The following is a 20,746-nucleotide window of genomic DNA, read 5'->3' as shown; positions in this document are numbered from 1 at the left end:
CTCCGCTGCGGCCCACTCGTCGATCATCGCGTCGGCGGCCGCGCGCGAGCGCTCGGGAGCGCGGGTGTGCCACTCACTGACCAGAGCGGTTCCGGCGGGGTGGACGAGGCCCGGGAAGCGCGTCATGGTCGCCACTCTCATACGTCAACCGCACTTGAGGTCGAGCGGCCGGCTCCGTTGCGCGACCGGCCTCGTTGCGCGGCCGCCGGCCCGGTCGGCGATCCGCAGAGTGGTGTCGCACCCATCAGCCGCCATGCGCTCCGCGAAGAGGTGGGCGCCCTCGCCCCACGGGCCCCACGGGCCCCCGGATCCGGGCCGGCATCTGGTCTCGACCCGGTCGCAGGAACGCGGAGACTCGCGGTCAGCCTGATCGACCGATCCACGTTCCTCACGGCGACCGGCGAATTCGGGTTCGCCCTGGACGGCTTCCGTCACGCCATGGGCTGCCCGGGGGAGGCCGACCAGCACCTACTGGGCGTGGTGTCAGGGGCGGCCCGCGACGAACCAGCGGCCGGGGAGTTCCACCGGGGTGCCGTCGGGATGGGTCTCGCTCATGGTGAGGGCGGCCGCACCTTCGTCGAGAACGGTGAGACCGGCCGCGCGCAGCAGGGCGGCGACTTCACCCTCGGCCACCTCACCTGGGCGCAGGTCGTGTTCTTTGACGCGGCGCAGTTTGGGTGAGGGGCCGCCGGGCCGCGCCGCGACGGTGGCGATGACCTCCTTGGCCTCCCCGGTCGGTTCCAGGACGAGGGCGCGTCCGTGCGTGCCGACCAGTTGAGCGACGGAGGCCGCCACGGCGGGACGGTCCTCCGGGTCGCTCTGGTGCAGCACGGCCCGCATGTAGACGTTGGCATCGCCGAGTCGCTCATGCAGGTCGTCGGCCTCTGCGGGGTTGGCGAGGTTGAGCTGTTCGTACGTGGCGATGCCCCCTGGGTCGGCGCGGCGGGCGTGGGCGACGGCGGCCGCGGAGAGGTCGACGCCGACGGCGCGGGCGAAACGGGTGGCCAGGAAGCGGGTCTGGGTGCCGTTGCCACACCCCAGGTCTGCGACCGGGAGTGAGCGGTCGGCGTAGGGGTCGAGGTGGTCGAGGTCACGCCGCGCACTGAGGGCCGGGTCCGCGTCCCAGAAGGGTTCACCCGGTTCGCCCGAGCATTCCGCCCAGAACCCGTCCCAAGCGGTGCGGTAACGGTCGGACATGGTCATGCGGGTCTCCTCGTGGTGTGCGGTGTGCGGTGTGCGGTGTCGGCGGCGCCGGCCGGCGTATGGGGGCCGTTCCTGGGGGTTACCCGGGCCCCGGCCCGCAACGCCACACGGAAGAGGTGAGGCGGGGTGGCGCGCATTGACGTTTGCGGCCTACGCGCTCCCAGGGCACTCGTCCGATCCGCATGCCCTGAAGTCGGCCGCGCAGGACGCCATGCGCCAACTGGATGATCAGGCGACGGCGTTGCGGAGCATCATCGCCACCCTGCATCCGGTGACGCTGCGCGGGCTCGGCCTGTCGCCCACCATCCGGGCGCTGGCCCGACGGGTGGCGGACGAGAACGGCCTGCGCGTGACCGGCGGCGTCAAGGGTGAGAACGAAGCCGCGTCTCCGGGGCCGAAGCGGGTGGGTACGGCATGCGGGGCATGCGCTGGAGGTGTGAGGCGTACGGCGGCACGTTCCTGGCGACCTCCCCCGCGTACGGGGGCACGGTCGTACGAGCCACCCTGCCGCCGCGGGGACGCGCCTGACACGACGGCGACCGGCTGACCGAGCGGCACCAAAGGCTCCCGGCGCTCATGACGATCGGGGTCGGTCGTAGAGTGTCGGAGGTTTCCTGACCACCGGGTGGGTGACGCGATGACGGAGCAGAGGGAACTCGACTCCCTGAGAGCGGTTCTTGCCGCTCTGCCGCCGAGCAGCCCGGGCTGGACCGACGAGCTCTGGGACCTGTACGAGGCGTACGAGACGAGCCGGTCAAAGGGGCGGCGCCTGCCGGAAGTCCCTGCCGGACAGGTTGCCCGGTTCGAGGCGATGTGGGAGCGCGGCCAACTGTCCGACTCCGCGCATAAGTTGCTGAGAAGCCTTCGCGAGCGGGTGGAAGGGGGAGGCCTCGCGGACCCCGTCGCGGCGGCCGGCGTCGCGGTCCGTCTCGTGCGTTCGCATGTGGCCTCGCATGACGCGGTCTACCTTCTCTACACGCTCGAAGTGCCCCATGGTGAGCGAGGGTTGCTCGACCTCGTCACGGACCGAAGCATCAACGAAGGGGCCAGGCTCTGGGCCTGCGAGCGGTTGTTCGCTCTGCGCCGGGCCGGATATGAAGCACGCGGCCGACTCGCGCCGGACGGCGAAGAGCCGCTGTTTCCAGACATCGTGCGACAACTGCCCGCGTATACGGCGGGCGTTGTGGACCCGCTGCTCGGCCCCGTCCCGGCGCGCGCCGCACTCGAAGCGTTGCTGCCGCCCACCGCGCTCCTCGTGCCCGAGCCGCCGCCCCCGTGGACCGTGGGCTGGGACGAGGTTGACGAAAACGAGGAATTCCGTCCCGACTGGCTCCAAGTCCGCTGGTTGGTGCGCGAATTGATGCCGACGCCGAAGAGTGTTACGCGGGAGCGAATGGCGGAGGCCGAGAAGGAGTGCGGGGCGCTCGGGCTCGATGGACTCGACGGGGGTGAGGGGGACTTCGCGACCCTGTGGACCACCCGGATCGGGGCATGGCTGGTGGAGGAGATCTTCGAGGGTTTGACCCGCCTCCGCGATGTCATGGATCTCGATCCCCGGTTCATGGACCTCGCAGAGGAGTACGTACGACGCGGCATGGCTGTCGAAGCGGCGCGCGCGCTCATGCTGGCCCAGTGAGCTGTGAGCTGTGAGCTGTGAGCTGTGAGCTGTGAGCTGTGAGCCGTGAGCCGGGGGACGGGGGCTCGGGGTCGGCGCCGCGGCCTTGGGGAGGCGGCCTCCCCGTTCCGGCGGTTCCTTACGGCGCGGCCTTCCGTTCCTCGGGTCCGAGGCCGCGCAGGGACCACAGACCATGGAGAGCGAGCAGGGGTTTGCCGATCATCCATTCGCCGGGGCGGTAATCATCGGCCCGCACCACTCTCTCGGCCAGATCGGGTCGTTGGCGCCGCAAGTACGCACGGGCCTTGAGGGCGTGCGCCGGCTGCGAGGCGAATTTGATGCGGTCGACGTCCTCCAGGAGCGGAATGACGTTGGTGATGTTCTCCCATGTCGTGGTGCTGCGGTCCTCGAGCAGTACGGCGCCGTCGTAGCTGAGCGCCGACTTCGCGTAGTCGGCCATCAACTGGGCCTCCGGGGCCCCTGTGCCGGTGACGCCACCGCTGAAGATCACGCGCGTGGGGCCAGGACCGTCAGTGGCCACGGAGCGGATTCCCGCGCGTACGCGCCAGCGGTTGATGAAGTTCGCCGTCGGCTGCGGATTTCGAAATCCCAGCACGACCACCGCTTCGGACGCGCCCGTGCCGCTTCCCACAAGAGCCCGGGACCAGCACCAATTGACCCACTCGCCCCAGGCCAGCGCCGCAGCGCCGGCGATCGCCAGCCCAAACCTTCGTCGCATGGAGCGACTTTAGGGCACGGTGTCCGGGACTGACGAGACGCGCTTTGCCCTGCCGAGGGCGCGTTCTGTCCCGGATGGCGCGGGCCCGGCCGCCCGCCGCGCCGCGCCGCGCAGACGGGGCATCCGGGCCTTGGCTCCTGGTGCGGGCGGCGGTCAGTCGGTCGACAGCGCTTCGAGGAGGTCGCCGACCTTCGGGTCGCGCAGGGCGCGTGCGACGTCCGCCTGGGCGACGATGCCCACCAGGGTGTGGCCGTCGATGACGGGCAGCCGGCGGACCTTGTGCTCACTCATGGTGCGCAGGATCTCGTCGGCGTCGTCGTCGGCGCCGATGGTGACGGCCTCTCCCTGAGCGAGGTCGCCGGCCTTGACCGAGGCCGGGTCCTTGCCGGCGCCCAGGACCTTCACCACGATGTCCCGGTCGGTGAGCATGCCCTTGAGCCGTTCATCCGTACCGCAGATCGGCAGCGCGCCGACCCCCAGCTCGGTCATCTTCTTCGCGGCGTCGAGCACGGTTTCCTGGGCGCCGACGCACTGGGCACCCGCTGTCATGATCTCGCGTGCCTTCGTCATCCGAGAGCACTCCTTCGTCTTTCATCCACGGATACGGCCCGTCCGCAGCCGCGGCCGGACCAGGGCACTGCATGGGTGCCCCGCGCTCCCCTCGGATAACGGCATCCGGCGCACATCAACCCGCTCGCCTCCTTATGGCCGATTCCCTGCCACTCATGTGCGGGTGGCCGTCCTTCCTTGGATCATGGCGAAACCCCCTGGTGCCGGCGCCGCGGTTTGGCCAAGCTGTGGCGCATGGACTGGATGCCCCTGCTCTCCACGCTCACCGGTGCCGTGATCGGCATCGCGGCCACGTTGTCCGCCGACCGCAACCGTTGGCGTCGGGAGGAAGCCAGGCACGTGCTGGAGGTGCGGCGCGAGGTCTACACGGAGTACGTTTCCGCCCTCAAGGCCGCCGGTGAGGAGATTCGCGCCGTCGCCCTTGGAGACCACAGGTCCGAGGCCGCACGGGACGCGGCGGTACGCGAGGCCGTGCGTGGCACGGGGATATACACGGCGAGCGAACGGCTCTGGCTCGTGGGCCCCTCGCAGGTCGTGCAGGCGGGGAACGAGGCGTTCCACTGCCTGCGGGCGCTTCGTGACGCGTACGCCCGTGGGGTGGCCGTGGGCTCGGCCGACGACCAGCCGCTCATACAGCGACGGCGCGAGGCCATGGCGAAGATGCGTCGTCTCATGCGGGAGGACCTGGGCATAGGGCCCCTCGCGATCGAGTGACCCGCCGCCGTCGCGTACCGACGGCCGTCCAGGACGTCCGGCGACGGAGGCCGTAGGTGGCCCCAGCGGTCGTGGAGGCGGCCGGGGGCGATGTCAGTGGTGGGGGTCATACTCGTGCTGCGAAGTCATCGGGCACGGCGCCACGAGGGGAGTGACATGGCTGAGGTGCTGGTTTTCCACCATGGGCACGGGTTGACCACCGGTGTCCGCGCGTTCGCTGAGCAGTTGCGAGCGGCCGGGCACACCGTCCACGTCCCGGACCTGTTCGAGGGGCGGGTCTTCGACAGCCTGGAGGAGGGCGTCGGCTACGCCGAGAGCATCGGGTTCGGGACGATCGTCGCGCGAGGGACCGCCGCGGCCGAGTCGTTGCCCCGCGACATCGTCCACCTCGGGTTCTCACTCGGTGTCCTGCCGGCGCAGAAGCTGGCCCAGACTCGCGCCGGCGCGAAGGGTGCGGTGCTGTTCGAGGCATGCGTGCCGGTCTCGGAGTTCGGTGGTGGCGGCTGGCCCCGGGACGTTCCAGTCCAGATCCACGGCATGGAGGCGGACCCGTTCTTCGCGGGGGAGGGCGACATCGACGCGGCCCGCGCGCTGGTCGGGGCGGCAGCGGATGGCGAGCTCTTCCTCTACCCAGGTGACCGGCACCTGTTCTCCGACAGCGGTCTGCCGTCCCACGACGAGCGGGCCACGACGCAGGCCATCCGTCGGATACTCGCATTCCTCGACCGCGTCACGGAGTCGGGCACAACGAACGCACCGACCGGCACTGGTGAGAGGCATGGAGAGACATGACGCACCAACTGACGGAATACGAAGCCCTCGTCTTCCCCGACTACGGCGCGTTCGAGCTATTCGACGCGGACTGCGACGCCCATGACGACGACACCCTGATTGCGCGGGCACGCGCCGACGTGGCGGCGGGCAACGGGTACGAGGTGCGGATCTGCTGTGTCCAGGCGACCCACCGAGTGAAGCTGCGCATCGAGACGTGGACGGGGGAACCACCCGCGCCGGAAGGCTGGGAGGGCCGGCGCGACCTGCGGATGGAGCTGCCCACCGGCCAACTCGTCATATCCGAGGGGACGATGGGGGCGCGTTGCGTCACGGTCCCGACAGGCGATCACCACGCCCGGGTCTTCTATCGCCGGCGTGAGGAGACCCGTGGAACCACCGCATCGCTCGCCCAGGAGAACGAGCTGTCGCGGCAGGAAGGCATGGAAGGTATGGAAGGCACGGAAGAGTACCTGGTACGTCTGTGGCCCGAGACGCCGTCCCACCGTTCCCCCTGACTTCCCCCGGACCGGGCCGGCCTCCGCGCACCCGGCGAGGGAGTATGCCGCCACCGCCACCGCCACCGCCACCGCCACCGCCACCGCCACCCGACGCCGAGACCGACTCCGACGTATCTGCACCCACGCGGGACGGCCTGACGCGGCACCGGCATTACGCCGGTGCGCGGTCGAGCACGATCCGGACCACATAGGGCAGCACCTCGGTGAGGCGCGTGTCGTGGTCGAGGAGGATCGCGGCGGGAGCGTGGCCCTGGGAACGCAGGGCGTCCAGAGGGTGGGTCCACTGCGGGCGGGGAGGTGGGCAGAGGGCGGGTTGTTCCTGAGGGCGGGTGATGGCGGGGACCGCCTGGTGGCGCCAACTTCCGTACGAGAGGCCAGCATTGAGGGACCGGGCGCGTTCGGTGGCGGTATGGGCCGCGGCGGCCAAGGTAGGGCCCGTCGCGATGACGGTGTCCGACGACGGGGGTGAGCCCGGGCGCCCGTGCGGCGCGTGAGCCGGTGCGAACCGTACGGCGCAGGCGGGCAGCGACAGCAGGGCCGACAGGTCGTGCGCGACGAACTCGCCCTCGGCGCGTGTGGTGTGGTGCGGTGCCGTAACGGAGCGGGGTCCCGGAAGCGCTACGAGGGGCGCGGTCGACCGTTGTGCGCCGCCGTTCTCCGCGACGCCGGCCAGGCGCAACGCGGGGACGCGGGTGAGGGGGGACGCCAAGCGGTCGGCGAGCAGCGCCTCGCAGTGCGCCGCAAGGCCCGATTCGAGGGCGTCCACCCAGGTGAGGCCCGCCGCGAACCCCACCGGCTCGCCCGCTCGCGTCCCGGGCGCCCGGTGCAGCGCGCCCGTGGCCAGATCCAGCGCCCAGGCCGCGGGGACGGGGCGCCGGGCCGCGTACGCGGCGAGCTCGGCCAGCACCGTGCCGGCGTCCATCGCATCGTGCAGCACTCCCGGCAGGGACCGCGCCGCCCGGTCGAGCAGGGTGCGCACGTCGAGCTCGGGGCCGCCGGCCCGGGACACGAACGCGGCCCGGGCCTCGGTCTCGGTAGAGGCGAGGGCCAACTCATCGATGCTCATGTGCGGTTGTTCCTTTTCCGAATCGTCCGACGCGTACCGGTGCCCGTACCCCTGTGCCATTCCTGTGGTCCATGGAAGCGAGTGGGGATATTCACCGGATACACGCCGGATCTCGGCCACCTGTCGACGGCCCTCGCGCCCGTCGCCCGCGCCGGGAGGTTCAGGAGGCAAAGAGCACCAGGCGGCAGGAGTCGCTGCGGTACCCCACGCGTTCGAAGGCCGCCGCCATCGGCGTGTTCGTCGTGTCGGTGTCGGCGCGGACGAGTTCGGGGGCGGTCTCGGCGACCAGGATCCGGGTGATCTCGCCCAGGATCTCGTCCGCGTACCCACGGCCCCGGTGCTCGGGCAGCACGCCCAGATAACCGACCACCGGGCAGGTGTGATTGCGCGAGGGGAGCCCGAAGCCCACGACCTCGCCGCCCGGGGTCCGCGCGACCCGCCACCAGGACCGGTCCCCGGGCATCGTGTCGCGGTAGAACGCCACGTCGTCGCGTGCCTGCTGCCCGGTGCCGACGCGGTCGGCCTCCTTGCGGGACAGCGTGTCCAGGGTGTCCCTGAGGACCCGGTGGAACAGGTCGACGAAGACCTCGTCGTCGGGCTCGGCATCGAAGGCCAGGGCGCCGGACGGCTCGGGGAGCCCCGCCCCGGGGGTCCATTCGTAGCGCAGTCGCTCAAGACTGGCGCCGAGACCGGCGCGTCGGGCCGCCTCCTGGCGCCAGGCCACGGCCGCTACGGAGTCGGGCCGGGCGCGCCAGTCACCCGGCAGGAACAGGTGGTACTCCGGCGCGACATCCGCTCCTGCCCCGGCGTAGGCCGCGTGCGCGGCGGCGAGCAGTCGCGCGGCCAACGGGGCGCGCTCGGCGTCCGGCACCGACGCGTGGACGAACAGGCCGTCCAGCGCGCCCGGTTGGGCCTCGTCCGGGCCGCCCCACCACACGGCGAGGGCGAGCGGCGCCCGGCCCGAACCGTCGTCAGCGATCCAGGTCCACTCGGGACGGTACTCACCACGGGAGACGCGGGCGGTATACGTGTCGGCGGTCATGGCGCTTGCCGGGTCGGTGACGATGAGCGGCAGGAATTGGTCGAGGTCCGATGCGGCGGTGGGGCGGAAGAGCACAGTGCCTCCGGGGCGATGGCGGTGAAGTGACGGGCGCGTCCAGCCCGTTCAGGTGGACGCACCGGCTTGGAACGTATGCCGGATGAGCCTAGGGGGCGGCGGTGGGCGGGCTCGTCGGGGTGGAGCGCGTGGCGGCCGCCGGTACGGGCGTGGTGCCCTCGTCCGCCGGAGGAGACAGGACGGCGATGGTGTGGCGCCGGCCGAGGAGGGCGATCAGGGCCAGCGTCAGACCCGTACAGCACAGCAGCAGGGCGCTGCCTCGGTCGCGGGCGGTGCCGAGGAGGCGGCCGACGGTGGAGGCGAGCGGGCCGCCCGCGCCCACCAGAGGTTCGCAGACCCGCGAGGCGAGCGGACCGGCCAGCAGGAAGCCGAGCATGGTGCCGCCCTGGGTGAACATGCGGCGCAGGGCGAAGACACGGCCCTGCGCCTCGGCGGCCACCGCGGACTGCCACAGGACCTGAGCGCAGCTGGTGACCACCGGCAGGCCGAGGAAGAACATGAAGGCGGCTCCGGCGAGCAGGACCGGGCGCGGATGGAGGCCCGCGAGCAGGACCGCGCCGCCGCTGAGGACGGTGGCCGAGGTGATCCAGGGCATGGGCCGGCGTGGCGGACGGCAGAGCGACATGGCGACACTGCTGACCGCGAGACCGAGGCCCCCGCAGGTGCTGACGAGGGCGACCGCCGCGTTCTGTTCGGACGGCGGGGTGCTGGAGAGGACCAGGGGCAGCAGGAGCGCGGTCGCGGTTGCCTCGGCCGCGTTGAAGACGGTGACCACGCGCAGGAGGTGGCGCAGGCCGGGTTGCCCCGTGAGTAGCCGCCTGCCCTCGGCCAACTCTGCCCGCCAGCCCGGGCGTTGAGCGGGCGGACCGCTGTTCGCCTCGCGGTCGCCCGGCTCGGGGAAGCGGGCGAGCACCACGGTGAGCAGCCCCAGCGCGAACGAGATGACGTCGATGATCAGGACGGCGCGCAGCCCGCCCACGCCGAGCAGGGTGGCGGCGAGCATCGGGCCGAGCAGCTGCGCCACGGCCAGCGCGGTCTGTGTCATCGCCCCCGCCCTGCCCCGCTGTTCGGGCCGGACCATGACGGTGACGGCGGCGGCGAGCGCGGGCCACTGGAAGGCCGCGCAGCAGGATTCGAGGACGGTGACGGCGTACACCTGCCACACCGCCAGGTGCCCGGTCGACTGGGAAAGGGCCATGGCGACGGCCGCGAGCAGCGCGGCCGTGTCCGCGCAGAGCAGCACGGTGCGGCGCCGGTGGCGGTCGACCAGGACACCGGCGGCCGGCGCGGCCAGCATGCCCGGCGCGAAGCCGAGCAGCAGGCCCGTGGCGAACTGCGTGACCGAGCCGGTCTGTTGATAGATCCACAGGCCGAGCGCGAAGCCGGAGATGCTGGATCCGAGCGCGGTGATCAGCCGTCCGGCGCACACGAGGAGGAAGGTGGTCATGACGCCTCGGTGCGGCGTCGGACGCCTCGCGGGGGACGGCGCCGGATGACGGCGCGTCGCCGGTCGGCGGGGTCGGTGGGGTCGGCTGCTGGGCGGGGCGGGCCCATGGGGCGGCTCCGTTCGGTCGCGGGGTGGCAGGGGTGGGTGAGAGGTGAGAGGTGAGAGGTGAGAGGTGACAAGGGGGCTGGCGGCCGGGGCATGCGGCGGCGGGGTGGGCGGGGGGCGCCGGTCCGGGTGGTGACCAGTGCCCGGGTGGGGTGGGGCGGTGCGTTCGGCGGGGGACCGGCCCGCACCGCGCCGGCCCGCACCGCCCGGCCCGCCCGCACCGCCCGGGCCCGCCCGCACCGCCCGGCCCGCCCGCACCACCCCGGGCGGCCCGCACCACCCCGGGCGGCCCGCACCATCCGGCCGGCTCGCACAACCCCGAACTCCGGATCAGCGCAGACGCGCGGCGAGGACCGGGCCGATCTGGGCCAGCGCCTCGGGCGTGGTGAAGCGGCTGTGGGGGATGTCCAGGGGATGGTTCTCCACCGGGCCCTCCACGTGCTCCCTCCACAGCTCGGCCAGCGGGACGCCGTCGGCGCCACGCCCTGGCAGGGCCTCGAAGAAGAGCACAGGGCCCCGGTAACGGCCCGGCCGCTCGCCCTGGGCCAGCACCAGGTTGTTGGCCGTCACCCGCACGAGCCGGCCCAGCGCGTCCGGGTCGAGTCCGCCCAGTACGCTGCCGCGCTCCCGCAGCAGCTCAAGGACGGCGTCCGCGGTGGGAAGACCGTGCCCCAGGGTGTGCGCCGCGTCCACGGGCCCGGCTGTCGCGAGCGCGTCGAGTCCGTCGAGGTCGAGACCGTCGAGCGCCAGCGAAAGGATCTCCGCGTCGCTGGGCCGGCCCGCGTGCCGGAACCGGCCGGTGGGGTGTGAGTCGAGCAGGGCGAGCAGCGCCACCTCGTCGCCCTCCTTTTGGAGCAGGCGCGCCATCTCGTGTGCCACCGTGCCGCCGAAGGACCAGCCGAGCAGATGGTAGGGGCCGCTCGGCTGCACCTCGCGGATCAGCCGCACATAGTCGGCGGCCATCTCGGCCATGCTGAGCGGCAGTTCACCCGCGCCGTCCAGTCCCCGGGCCTGGAGCGCGAAGAGCGGACGGTCGCGGTCGAGATGGCGTACGAGCCCGGAGTAGCACCAGCCGAGCCCGCCGCCAGGGTGCACGGCGAACAGCGGCGGACGTGAGCCGCCGGCGCGCAGCGGCAGCAGCTGCCCGAGTCCGGCGTCGTCCCCGGCGCCGCCGTCCGCGCAGAGCCGTTCGGCGAGCAGGGCCACCGTGGGTGTCTCGAACAGCGCCCGTAGACCGACCTGGACGTTCAGCTCGGTACGGATCCTGGCGGTGAGCCGGGCCGCGAGGAGCGAATGCCCGCCCAGGTCGAAGAAGTTGTCGTCGACGCCGACGCTGTCCAGGGAGAGGGCCGACGCGAACAGGTCGCGGAGGATGTGCTCGTGGGGGGTGCGGGGGGCTCGCGCGGCCGACGTCTGCGCGGTGGGCGGCGCGGGCAGGGCGCGGCGGTCGAGCTTGCCGTTGGGGGTGAGCGGGAGGGTGTCGAGCAGCACCGTGCTGGAGGGGACGAGGTGGGCGGGCAGGTGCGCGCGGGCGTGGGCGCGCAGTTCACCGGGGGCGGGCGCGGCGCCGGGGGAGGGGACGAGGTAGGCGACGAGCCGCTGGTCGCCGGGGGTGTCCTCGCGCAGCAGCACGGCGGCCTGGGCGATGTCGGGACGGTTGGTGAAGTACGTCTCGATCTCGGCGGGTTCGACGCGGAAGCCGCGCAGCTTGATCTGGTCGTCGGTGCGGCCGAGGAATTCGAGCTGTCCTTCGCCCTGGTGGTCGCGGGTCCAGCGGCCGAGGTCGCCGGTGCGGTACATCCGGGCGCCGGGCTCGCCGAACGGGTCGGGAAGGAAGCGCTCGGCGGTCAGGCCGGGGCGGCCGAGGTAGCCGCGGGTCACCAGATCACCGGCGATGAACAGCTCGCCGCCGACCCCGACCGGCAGCGCCCGCAGCGCCTCGTCGAGTACGTACATCCGGGTGTTCCAGATCGGCTTTCCGATGGTGATCACGCCGGAGGGCGCGGTGTCGCCGGGTTCGATACGGAACTCGGTGCAGCCCACCGTGGTCTCCGTCGGGCCGTACTCATTGATCACTGCGGCGCCCGGGTGCCGCCGGCGCCACTCGTCCAGGACCTCGCCCATCAGCGACTCGCCGCCGAGCACCAGCTGCTCACTGGGCGAGAAGCGCTCGGGCAGCGCGGTCAGGAGGGCCAGATGGCTCGGGGTGGCCTTGACGAAGGTCGGCCGTTCGAAGTTTCGCGCCGTGGGCGCCTGGTCGTCGAGTTCGATCAGCTGGACGGTGCCGCCACTGGTGAGCGGGGCGAACAGACCTGTCACGGTGAGGTCGAAGGAGACCGGCGAGTGGACGAGGGCCCGGCCGGCCACGCTGCCGTAGGCCTCGCGCGCCCACGCCAGGTAGGCGTCGAGCGAGTGGTGCTCCACCACGACACCCTTGGGGCGGCCGGTGGAGCCGGAGGTGTAGATGACGTAGGCCGGGTTGCGCGGGGAGAGGGGGGCGGCGCGGTCGGCGTCGGTGAGATCGTGGGCCGGCTGGACGGCGAGAGCGGTCGTCGTTTCCGGGGCGTCCAGCAGTAGCCGGGGATGGCCCGTGGCGGGCAGCAGCGCGGCCGCATCCGTGGTGGTGAGCACACACAGCGGACGGGCATCGGTCAGGGTGTGGGCGATCCGCTCGCCCGGGTGGGAGAGGTCGACGGGCAGGTAGGCCGCGCCGGACTTGAGGACCGCGAGCACGGCCACCAGGGTCTCCACCGAGCGCGGCACGGCGAGCGCCACCAGGAGTTCGGGTCCTGCGCCCAGGGCCACCAGGTGGCGCGCCAACCGGTTGGCGGACGCGTCCAGTTGGGCGTAGGTGAGGACTTCGGGGCCGCAGGTGACGGCGGTGGCGTGGGGGGTGCGGGCGACCTGCGCGGCGAACAGCTGCGGCAGGGTGAGGCCGGGAAGCGTGTGTGTGGGGCCGCTCCATTCGGAGAACAACACCTCGCGCTCGTGCTCGTCGAGCAGGTCGGTGGCCAGGATGGGGGTGTCGGGCTGCTCGGCGGCGGCGTCCAGGATCCGCTGGAACTGGCCGGCAAGGCGCTCGACGGTGGCCGGCTCGAACAGGTCGGCCGTGTACTCGACGGTGACGGTGAGACCGTCCGGGGCGCCGTCCTCGGTGTGGTGCTCGGTGACCGTGAACGACAGGTCGAACTTCGCCGCCCCTTCGAACTCGACGTCACTGTCTGCTGGTTCGGGTGCGGTGGCGCCGGTGTCGTTGAAGGTGAGCACCGTCTGGAAGAGGGGGTGGCGGTGCGGGGAGCGGCTGGGGTTGACGGCCTCGACGAGCCGTTCGAAGGGGAGGTCCTGGTGGGCGAGCGCGGTCAGGCTGACGTCCCGGGTGCGGCGCAGGAGCTCGGTGTGGGTCGGGTTGCCGCTGGTGTCGGTGCGCAGGACGAGGGTGTTGACGAAGAAGCCGACAAGTCCGTCCAGTTCCGGCAGGTCGCGGCCCGCGGTCGGAGTGCCGATGGGTACGTCGGTGCCCGCGCCGTTGCGGGTGAGGAGGGTGGCAAGGGCGGCGTGCAGGGAGTGGAAGAGGGTGGCCTGGTGGGTGTGGGCGTGCGCGAGGAGGCGGCGGTGGACGGCGGGGCCGGTGCGCACGGTGTGGGTCCGCGCGCGGTGGGTGGGGTGGTCCGGGCGGGGATGGTCGGTGGGGAGGGCGATCTCCTCCGGGAGGCCGGCGAGGACAGCGCTCCAGTGCGTGAGCTGGGCGTGCAGCACCGTGCCCGGGGTGTCGGCGTCGCCGAGGTGACGGCGCTGCCACAGGGCGTAGTCGGCGTACTGGACGGGCAGCGCCGCCCAGCCGGGGGCGCGGCCCTGGGACCTGGCGTGATAGGCGGTGGTGAGATCCGCGCTGAGCGGTCGCATCGACTGGCCGTCGCCGGCGATGTGGTGCAGCACAAGGACCAGCAGGTGGTCCTGCGGCGCGAGGGTGAACAGGCTCGCCCGCAGCGGGAGTTCGGCGGTCAGGTCGAAGGGTCGGGCGCACAGGGCGGCGATCCGCGCGCGGGCGTCCGTCTCGTCGCTCACCACGACATCCAGCGGCACCAGACCTGGAGCGGCCGGCTTGATCTCCTGGTACGGCTCGCCGTCATGGGCGGGGAAGACGGTCCGCAGCGTCTCGTGCCGCGCGACCACGTCGTCCAGCGCCTGCCGCAGCGCGCCGGTGTCGATCGCCTCGGACAGGCGCAGCACCACCGGGATGTTGTAGGAGGCGCGCTCGGTCTCGTCCATACGGTTGAGGAACCACAGGCGGGTCCCCGCCGAGGAGAGCGGAATCCGCTCGGGCCGGGGCTCGGTACGGACCAGCGGCGGCAGCGTGACGGCCGCCCGGGCACCGGCCAGACGCTCGGCCAGGGCCGCGACGGTCGGCGCCTCGAAGAGGTCACGTACCTCGACGTCCGCCCGCAGCTCGGCCCGTACGGACGCGATCAGGCGCATCGCGAGCAACGAGTGCCCGCCGCGTTCGAAGAAGTTGTCGTCGATGCCGACCTGGTCGGTGGCCAGCGCCGTGGCGAAGAGGGCGCACAAGGCTGCCTCGTGCGGGGTGCGGGGAGCCCGGGAGGGCGCGCTCGTGGTGGCGTACGCGGCGGGGGCGGGCAGGGCGCGGCGGTCGAGCTTTCCGTGCGCGGTGAGCGGCAGGGCGTCCAGGAGGACCACGGCGGACGGGACCAGATGGGCGGGCAGCTGGGCCGCGGCGTCGGCGCGCAGCCCGACCGGGTCGGGGGTGCTGGGCGAGGCGGCGGCGGGGACGAGATAGGCCACGAGCCGCTGGTCGCCCGGATTGTCCTCGCGCAGCAGCACGGCGGCCTGGGCGATGTCGGGGCGGTTGGTGAAGTGCGCCTCGATCTCGGCGGGTTCGACGCGGAAGCCGCGCAGTTTGATCTGGTCGTCGGTGCGGCCCATGAACGTGAGCCGCCCCTCGCCCCGCTCGTCGTACTGCCAGCGGACGAGGTCGCCCGTGCGGTACATCCGGGCACCCGGCTCGCCGAACGGATCGGGCAGGAACCGCTCGGCGGTGAGTCCGGGGCGGCCCAGATATCCGCGTGCGACCCCGGCGCCCCCGACGAACAGCTCACCGGGCACGCCCGGCGGCACCTGGCGCAGTCCGGCGTCCAGGACCTGGACCCGCGTGTTGTCCAGGGGGCGGCCGATCGGCACGGTGTCGCCGAGCCGGTCCGAGGAGGCCATGGGGTGCCGGGTGGCGAAGACAGTGGTCTCGGTCGGACCGTACCCGTCGACCACGCGCAGCCGGGGGTGGGCGGCCAGCACGCGGCGTACCGCGTCCGCCGGGACCACGTCGCCACCGGTCATCACCTCCCGCACACCGGCCAGGCTCTCTGGCGCGGCGTCGGCGATCAGCCGGAACAGGCCGGCGGTCAGCCAGAGCGCGGTGACTTGGTGCTGGGCGATCAGCTGCCCCAGACGTGCCGCGTCCAGCGCGCCGACCGGCGCGACCACGACCTCGCCGCCGTTGAGCAGCGGCACCCACAGCTCGTAGGTCGCCGCGTCGAAGGCGTGCGGGGAGTGGAAGAGGACCCGCTCGTGGTGACCCTCGCGCCGCCACCAGCGGTCCCCGGCCAGCGCGGCGACGTCCGCGTGGGTGACGGCCACGCCCTTGGGGCGGCCGGTGGAGCCGGAGGTGTACATCACGTAGGCGAGCCGGTCGGTCCGGACGGCGGGAAGGTGCTGGACGGCGCTGTCGGGCATCGGGGCCGAGACGTCCACCACCCGTACCCCCGCCGCGGCCCGCTCCCGCACGAACGGCAGGTCACGGGTTGCGGCGTCCACCAGAAGGAGGTCGGCGCCGGTGTCGTCGAGGACCAGCGCCATCCGCTCGGCCGGCCAGCTCTCGCTCAGCGGCACATACGCGCCACCGGCCCGCACCACGGCCAGGGTGGACACCACCAGGGCCGCCGAGCGCTCCTGGAGGATGGCGATCCGGCGTTCCCCGCCCGCGCCGAGCTCCACCAGGTGCCCGGCCAAGTGGGCGGTGACAGCGTCGAGTTGAGCGTAGCTGAGGGTGTCGGCGCCGTGGGTGAGGGCGGTGGCGTGCGGGGTGCGGGCGACCTGGGCGGCGAACAGTTCCGGCAGGGCGGCGTCCGGCAGCGGGTGCGCGGCGCCGGTGGCGAGAGCGGCCAGTTCGGCCCGGCCGCTCTCGCCGAGCAGGTCCAGGGCGGGCAGGGGGACGTCGGGGTGGTCGGCGGCGTTGCGCAGGGCGCGCTGGAACTGGTCCGCGAGCCGTTCGACGGTGACCGGCTCGAACAGGTCGGCGGCGTACTCGATGGTGACGGTGAGACCGTCCAGGTCGCCGCCCGGGGTGTGGTGTTCGGTGACGGTGAAGGACAGGTCGAACTTCGCCGCGCTCTCGAAGTCAAGGCCGGTCGCGCCCAGTTGATCCTGCGCGACGGTGGCGGTGTTGAGGGTGAGGGCGGTCTGGAAGAGGGGGTGGCGGTGGGGTGCGCGCGTGGGGTTGAGGGCTTCCACGAGCCGTTCGAAGGGCAGGTCCTGGTGGCTGAGGGCGGTCAGGCCGAGGTCGCGGGTGCGGTGCAGCAGCTGGGTGTGGGTCGGTTCGCCGCTGGTGTCGGTGCGCAGGACGAGGGTGTTGACGAAGAAGCCGATGAGGTCGTCGAGTTCGGGGTGGGCACGGCCCGCGGTGGGGGTGCCGATGGGGACGTCGGTGCCCGCGCCGTTGTGGGTGAGGACGGTGGCGAGGGCGGCGTGCAGGGTGTGGAAGAGGGTGGCCTGGTGGCTGCGGGCGTGGGTGGCGAGCCGGTCGTGGACGGCGGCGTCGGTGCGGGTGGTGTGCCGGGCGGCGCGGTGGCTGGGCTCGGCGGGTCGCGGGTGGTCGGTGGGCAGGGGGATCTCGTCGGGCAGGCCCGCGAGGTGGGTGGTCCAGTGGGTGAGCTGGTCGTGCAGCGGGGTGCCGGGGGTGTCGGGGTCGCCGAGGTGCCGGCGCTGCCAGAGGGTGTGGTCGGCGTACTGGACGGGCAGCGGGCTCCACTCGGGTGCACGGCCGTCCGCCCTGGCGTCGTAGGCGGTGGTGAGGTCCCGGGTGAGGGGGCGCATGGACAGGCCGTCACCGATGATGTGGTGCAGCACGAGGACCAGGAGGTGTTCGTCGGGTGCGAGCGTGAAAAGCGCGGCGCGCAACGGGAGTTGGTCCGTGAGGTCGAAGGGCCTCGCGCACAGCCCGGTGATCCGGGACCGGGCCGAGGCCTCATCCGCGCCGGCCACCGTCAGCTCCACCAGGCCGGGGGCGGCGGGCAGGATGTGCTGGCGGGGTTCGCCGTCCGTCTCGGGGAAGAGCGTGCGCAGCGTTTCGTGCCGCTCGACCACGTCGTCGAGGGCGGCCCGCAGGGCGGCGGTGTCGACGGACTCGGTGAGCCGCAGCACGATGGGCATCGCGTAGGCACTGGTCTGGCCCTCCATGCGGTTGAGGAACCAGAGGCGGGCCTGCGCGTGGGAGAGCGGGATGCGGGCGGGCCGGTGTTCGGCGGGGGCCGGCGGCGGCAGCGCGGCGGCGGGCCCGGCCTGCTCCAGGCGGGCGGCCAGGGCCGCGACGGTGGGCGTCTCGAAGATGTCACGGACACCGATTTCCGCGCCCAGTTCGGTACGGATCACCGCGGCCAGGCGCATCGCGAGCAGCGAGTGACCCCCGAGATCGAAGAAGCTCTCGTCGATGCCCGGCACGCGGTCGGTGCCGAGGACTCCGGCGAAGATCCGGCACAGGGCGGCTTCCCGCTCGTCGCGGGCGGCGCGTTTGCTCGTGGACTCCTGACGCGGCGGCGCAGGCAGAGCGCGACGGTCGAGTTTGCCATTGGGGGTGAGGGGGAGGGTGTCGAGCACCACAAGGGCGGAGGGCACCATGTAGCCGGGCAGGGACGACTTCAACTCGGCGCGCAGGAGCTCCACTTCGAGTTCGGCGCCCGGCGCGGGCACGACATAGCCGACCAGCCGGCGCTCTCCCGCGTGCTCCTCGCGCACCACGGCCGCTGCCGAAGCCACCGACTCCAGGGCGGCCAACGCCGCCTCCACCTCGCCCAGTTCGACCCGGAAGCCCCGGATCTTCACCTGGTCGTCGAGGCGCCCAAGGAACTCGATCGCACCGTCCGCCAGGCGGCGTGCCAGGTCGCCGGTGCGGTAGAGACGGGCGCCGGGCGCGCCGAACGGGTCGGGCACGAAGCGTTCGGCGGTCAGGCCCGGGCGGCCCAGATAGCCCCGGGTTACCTGGGCGCCGCCGATGAACAGCTCACCGGGCACGCCGAGCGGCACCGGTTCGCCCGCCCCGTCCAGGACGTACGCCCGGACGTTGCCCAGGGGCCGGCCGATGGGCACGGTCGCGGTGGCGGCGAGCTCGTGCGCCAAGGGATGGTGCGTGGTCACGCCGACCGTGGTCTCGGTCGGCCCGTAATGGTTGAGGACCCGGCACTCGGCGCGGCCCAGGAGCTCGCGCACCCAGGTGCTTGTCGAGCCCTCGCCCCCCAGGATCAGGCCCCGTCGGGGCAGCACCCGGTGTGCGGCGCCGGGTCCTTCCAGCGCCGCCAGGTGCGAGGGGCTGATCTTGAGGTAGTCCACCGTGTGCTCGGCGAAGTAGGCCGCGAGCAGCCGCCCGTCCGATGCGGTGCCGGCGTCCACCATGTGCAGTGTGCCGCCGCCGAGGAGCGCCGCCGAGAGCACCGTGAGGCACGAGTCGAAGGTGAACGGCTGCACCATCGCGTACCCGGCGCCGTCCGCCAGGTCGAGCGCGTGGACCACGGCTGCACGGTAGTTGAGCAGCTGACGGTGCTCGACCACCACGCCCTTGGGGCGCCCGGTGGACCCGGAGGTGAACAGGACGTACGCCGCCCGCGCCGGATCGACGCTCACATCGGGCGGGGTGCCGGGCAGCGCGCCGAGCTCCGCCTCGCCCACGACGACCGCCCGCACGCCCTCGGGCAGCGGACCCGCCGACGCGGCGCGGGTGATCACCACAGGAGCGGCGGTGTCGGCGAGCATCATCGCCATCCGCTCCCGGGGCTGGGCGGGGTCGATCGGAACATAGCAGCCGCCCGCCTTCAGGACCGCGAGCAGGGCCACCACGGTCCACGCCCCGCGCTCCAGGCAGATCCCCACGGGGGTCTCGGCGCCCACGCCGAGGGCGCGCAGGTGGTGGGCGAACCGGTTGGCGAGCCGGTCGAGGTCGCCGTAGCGGTACGTGCCGTCGGCGCCGACCACCGCGACGGCGTCCGGGGTCCGCGCGGCCTGCTCGGCGAAGCGGCCGTGGAAGGTGCCGGAGGGCACCGCAAGGGCGGTGTCGTTCCACGTGTCCAGGACGAGCTCGCGCTCGGCGGCGCTCAGCAGCGGCAGCCGGCCGACCGGCCGGTGCGGCTTCGCGCACGCCTCCCGCAGCAGGGTCGCGTAGTGGCCGAGCAGCCGCTCGGCGGAACGCTCCTCGTAGCGGTCGGTGCGGTGGACCAGCGTCAGCACCAGGGTGGCGCCGGTGTCCGAGACGGTGAACGTCAGATCGCGCTTGGCGTCGGCCGGGCCTGCCCCCTCCAGCGGTCGCAGCGCCAACTCCCCTGCCCCCGCGGGGCTTTGACCGGAGCCCTGGGCCGGGGTGGCATGGTCGAGGACGAGCATGGTGCGGGCGAGGCCGTCGGGGGAGCCGGCCCGCAGCTGCGCGGCCAGCTGCTCGAACGGCACCTCCTGGTGCTGGAAGTCGCGCCGGGTCGCCTCGGTGACCCGCTCCAGGAGCTGAGCGAACGTCGGCTCCCCGCTCAGGTCGCCGCGCAGGAGCAGCGTATTGACGAAGCAGCCGATCAGGCCTTCGAGCTCGGTGCGTTCGCGGCCGCCCACCGGCGTGGCGACCACCGGGTCCGGCTGTCCGCCGTAGCGGTGCAGCAGCACCTGGAGGGCCGCGAGCGCCACCGTGAAGAGCGTGGTGCGGTGCCCTGCGGCCAGCGCCCGCAGTCCGGCCGTGACATCGGCGGGCAGCTCGACGGTGTGGGTGCCGGCGCCCGGTGCGCCCTCGGGACGCACTGTCGCGGTGGCCGGGGGCGGTGCCTCGCTGAGGCCGGCGAGCCGCTGCTGCCAGTAGCGCAGGCTCTCCTCGTGGGCCGCGCCTTCCAGGCGGCCGCGCTGCCAGGCGGCGAAGTCGCCGTACTGCACCGGCAGGGGCGCGGGCGCCGAGCCATCGGGCTCGCCCGCCGCCCGGTAGGCCGCCGAGACCTCGGCGAGCAGCACCTGGACCGACCAGGCATCGGCCACGATGTGATGCACCGTCAGCGCGAGCACATGCTCCCGCTCCGATGTGCGCAGCAGCGCGGCCCGCAGCAGCGGCCCGGAGGTCAGGTCGAACGGGGTGCGGGCCTCCTCGGCAAGCCGCTCGCGCACCCGCGCCTCCGCCTCGCCCGGTGCCAGGGCACTGAGGTCGGTCACCGCGAGCGTGAACCGCGCCTCGTCGTGCACCCGTTGGACGGGGAGCCCGTCGTTTCCGGCGCCGAACGTCGTGCGCAGCACTTCGTGCCGGGCGATCACCGCGCGGAACGCGCCGGCCAGCCGCTCACCGTCCAGCGGGCCCGAACAGGCCACCGCCATCGGCACGTTGTACGCCGCCGACCGGGGAGCGAGCTGCTGGGCCAGCCAGATCTGCTCCTGGGTGAAGGAGAGCGGCACCGAAGTCCCCGGCGCGCGGCGCGGCACCCCCTGGGCGGGCGCGGCCGGGCGCCGCTCCGCCCGCTCGCGCAGCCGGGCCTCGAGCCTGGCCCGCTGCTCGGGCGACAGGCCGGCGATGCGGCGTGCGGTTTCGTCGGCGGTGGCGTCGGCGGCGGTGCGGGTGGTGCTCACGGTGCTCTCCCCGGA

The 20,746-nt window shown here is 73.1% G+C and carries 11 protein-coding genes; 4 read left to right on the top strand and 7 right to left on the bottom strand.

The window, feature by feature from the left end; all coding sequences use genetic code 11:
- Positions 1-483: 483 nt before the first annotated feature.
- Positions 484-1,203, bottom strand: a complete 720-nt coding sequence (locus ABR738_RS03435) for a methyltransferase domain-containing protein (protein WP_350228465.1) — start codon at positions 1,201-1,203, stop codon at positions 484-486.
- Between the two features lie 625 nt (positions 1,204-1,828).
- Between ABR738_RS03435 and ABR738_RS03430 the strand changes: the two genes are divergently transcribed.
- Entirely contained in the window at positions 1,829-2,839 is a 1,011-nt protein-coding gene (locus ABR738_RS03430; RefSeq protein WP_350228464.1) for a hypothetical protein, read from the top strand.
- A 118-nt stretch (positions 2,840-2,957) separates the two neighbouring features.
- On the opposite strand, the gene ABR738_RS03425 is transcribed toward ABR738_RS03430, so the two are convergent.
- Positions 2,958-3,557: a YdcF family protein gene (locus ABR738_RS03425; RefSeq protein ID WP_350228463.1), complete on the bottom strand. Its 600-nt coding sequence runs from the start codon at positions 3,555-3,557 to the stop codon at positions 2,958-2,960.
- A 153-nt stretch (positions 3,558-3,710) separates the two neighbouring features.
- Positions 3,711-4,127, bottom strand: a complete 417-nt coding sequence (locus tag ABR738_RS03420; protein WP_350228462.1) for a CBS domain-containing protein — start codon at positions 4,125-4,127, stop codon at positions 3,711-3,713.
- Positions 4,128-4,361: 234 nt separating this feature from the next.
- Between ABR738_RS03420 and ABR738_RS03415 the strand changes: the two genes are divergently transcribed.
- From ABR738_RS03415 to ABR738_RS03405, 3 genes are all read left to right on the top strand, one after another.
- The gene (locus ABR738_RS03415) at positions 4,362-4,841 is read left to right on the top strand and encodes a hypothetical protein (protein WP_350228461.1); all 480 of its coding nucleotides are present in this window, start codon (positions 4,362-4,364) and stop codon (positions 4,839-4,841) included.
- A gap of 156 nt (positions 4,842-4,997) precedes the next feature.
- Positions 4,998-5,633 carry a dienelactone hydrolase family protein gene (locus tag ABR738_RS03410; RefSeq protein ID WP_350228460.1) on the top strand — a complete coding sequence of 212 codons (636 nt, stop codon included), beginning with the start codon at positions 4,998-5,000 and terminating at the stop codon, positions 5,631-5,633.
- Entirely contained in the window at positions 5,630-6,130 is a 501-nt protein-coding gene (locus ABR738_RS03405) for a hypothetical protein (protein ID WP_350228459.1), read from the top strand. Before ABR738_RS03410 ends, ABR738_RS03405 begins: the two co-directional genes overlap by 4 nt.
- 154 nt (positions 6,131-6,284) lie before the next feature.
- On the opposite strand, the gene ABR738_RS03400 is transcribed toward ABR738_RS03405, so the two are convergent.
- From ABR738_RS03400 to ABR738_RS03385, 4 genes are all read right to left on the bottom strand, one after another.
- A complete protein-coding gene (locus ABR738_RS03400) occupies positions 6,285-7,199 on the bottom strand; it encodes a hypothetical protein (RefSeq protein ID WP_350228458.1) in 915 nt (304 codons plus the stop codon).
- 160 nt (positions 7,200-7,359) lie between these two features.
- Positions 7,360-8,316: a GNAT family N-acetyltransferase gene (locus ABR738_RS03395; RefSeq protein ID WP_350228457.1), complete on the bottom strand. Its 957-nt coding sequence runs from the start codon at positions 8,314-8,316 to the stop codon at positions 7,360-7,362.
- Positions 8,317-8,404: 88 nt separating this feature from the next.
- Positions 8,405-9,763, bottom strand: a complete 1,359-nt coding sequence (locus ABR738_RS03390; RefSeq protein ID WP_350228456.1) for an MFS transporter — start codon at positions 9,761-9,763, stop codon at positions 8,405-8,407.
- Between the two features lie 435 nt (positions 9,764-10,198).
- The gene (locus tag ABR738_RS03385; RefSeq protein ID WP_350228455.1) at positions 10,199-20,731 is read right to left on the bottom strand and encodes a non-ribosomal peptide synthetase; all 10,533 of its coding nucleotides are present in this window, start codon (positions 20,729-20,731) and stop codon (positions 10,199-10,201) included.
- Between the last annotated feature and the right edge of the window lie 15 nt (positions 20,732-20,746).

The organism is Streptomyces sp. Edi4 (genome assembly GCF_040253615.1).
In the GTDB taxonomy this organism is placed as follows: domain Bacteria; phylum Actinomycetota; class Actinomycetes; order Streptomycetales; family Streptomycetaceae; genus Streptomyces.
The sequence above is the reverse complement of the archived record's forward strand: the minus strand, read 5'-3'. Positions and strand labels throughout refer to the sequence as shown.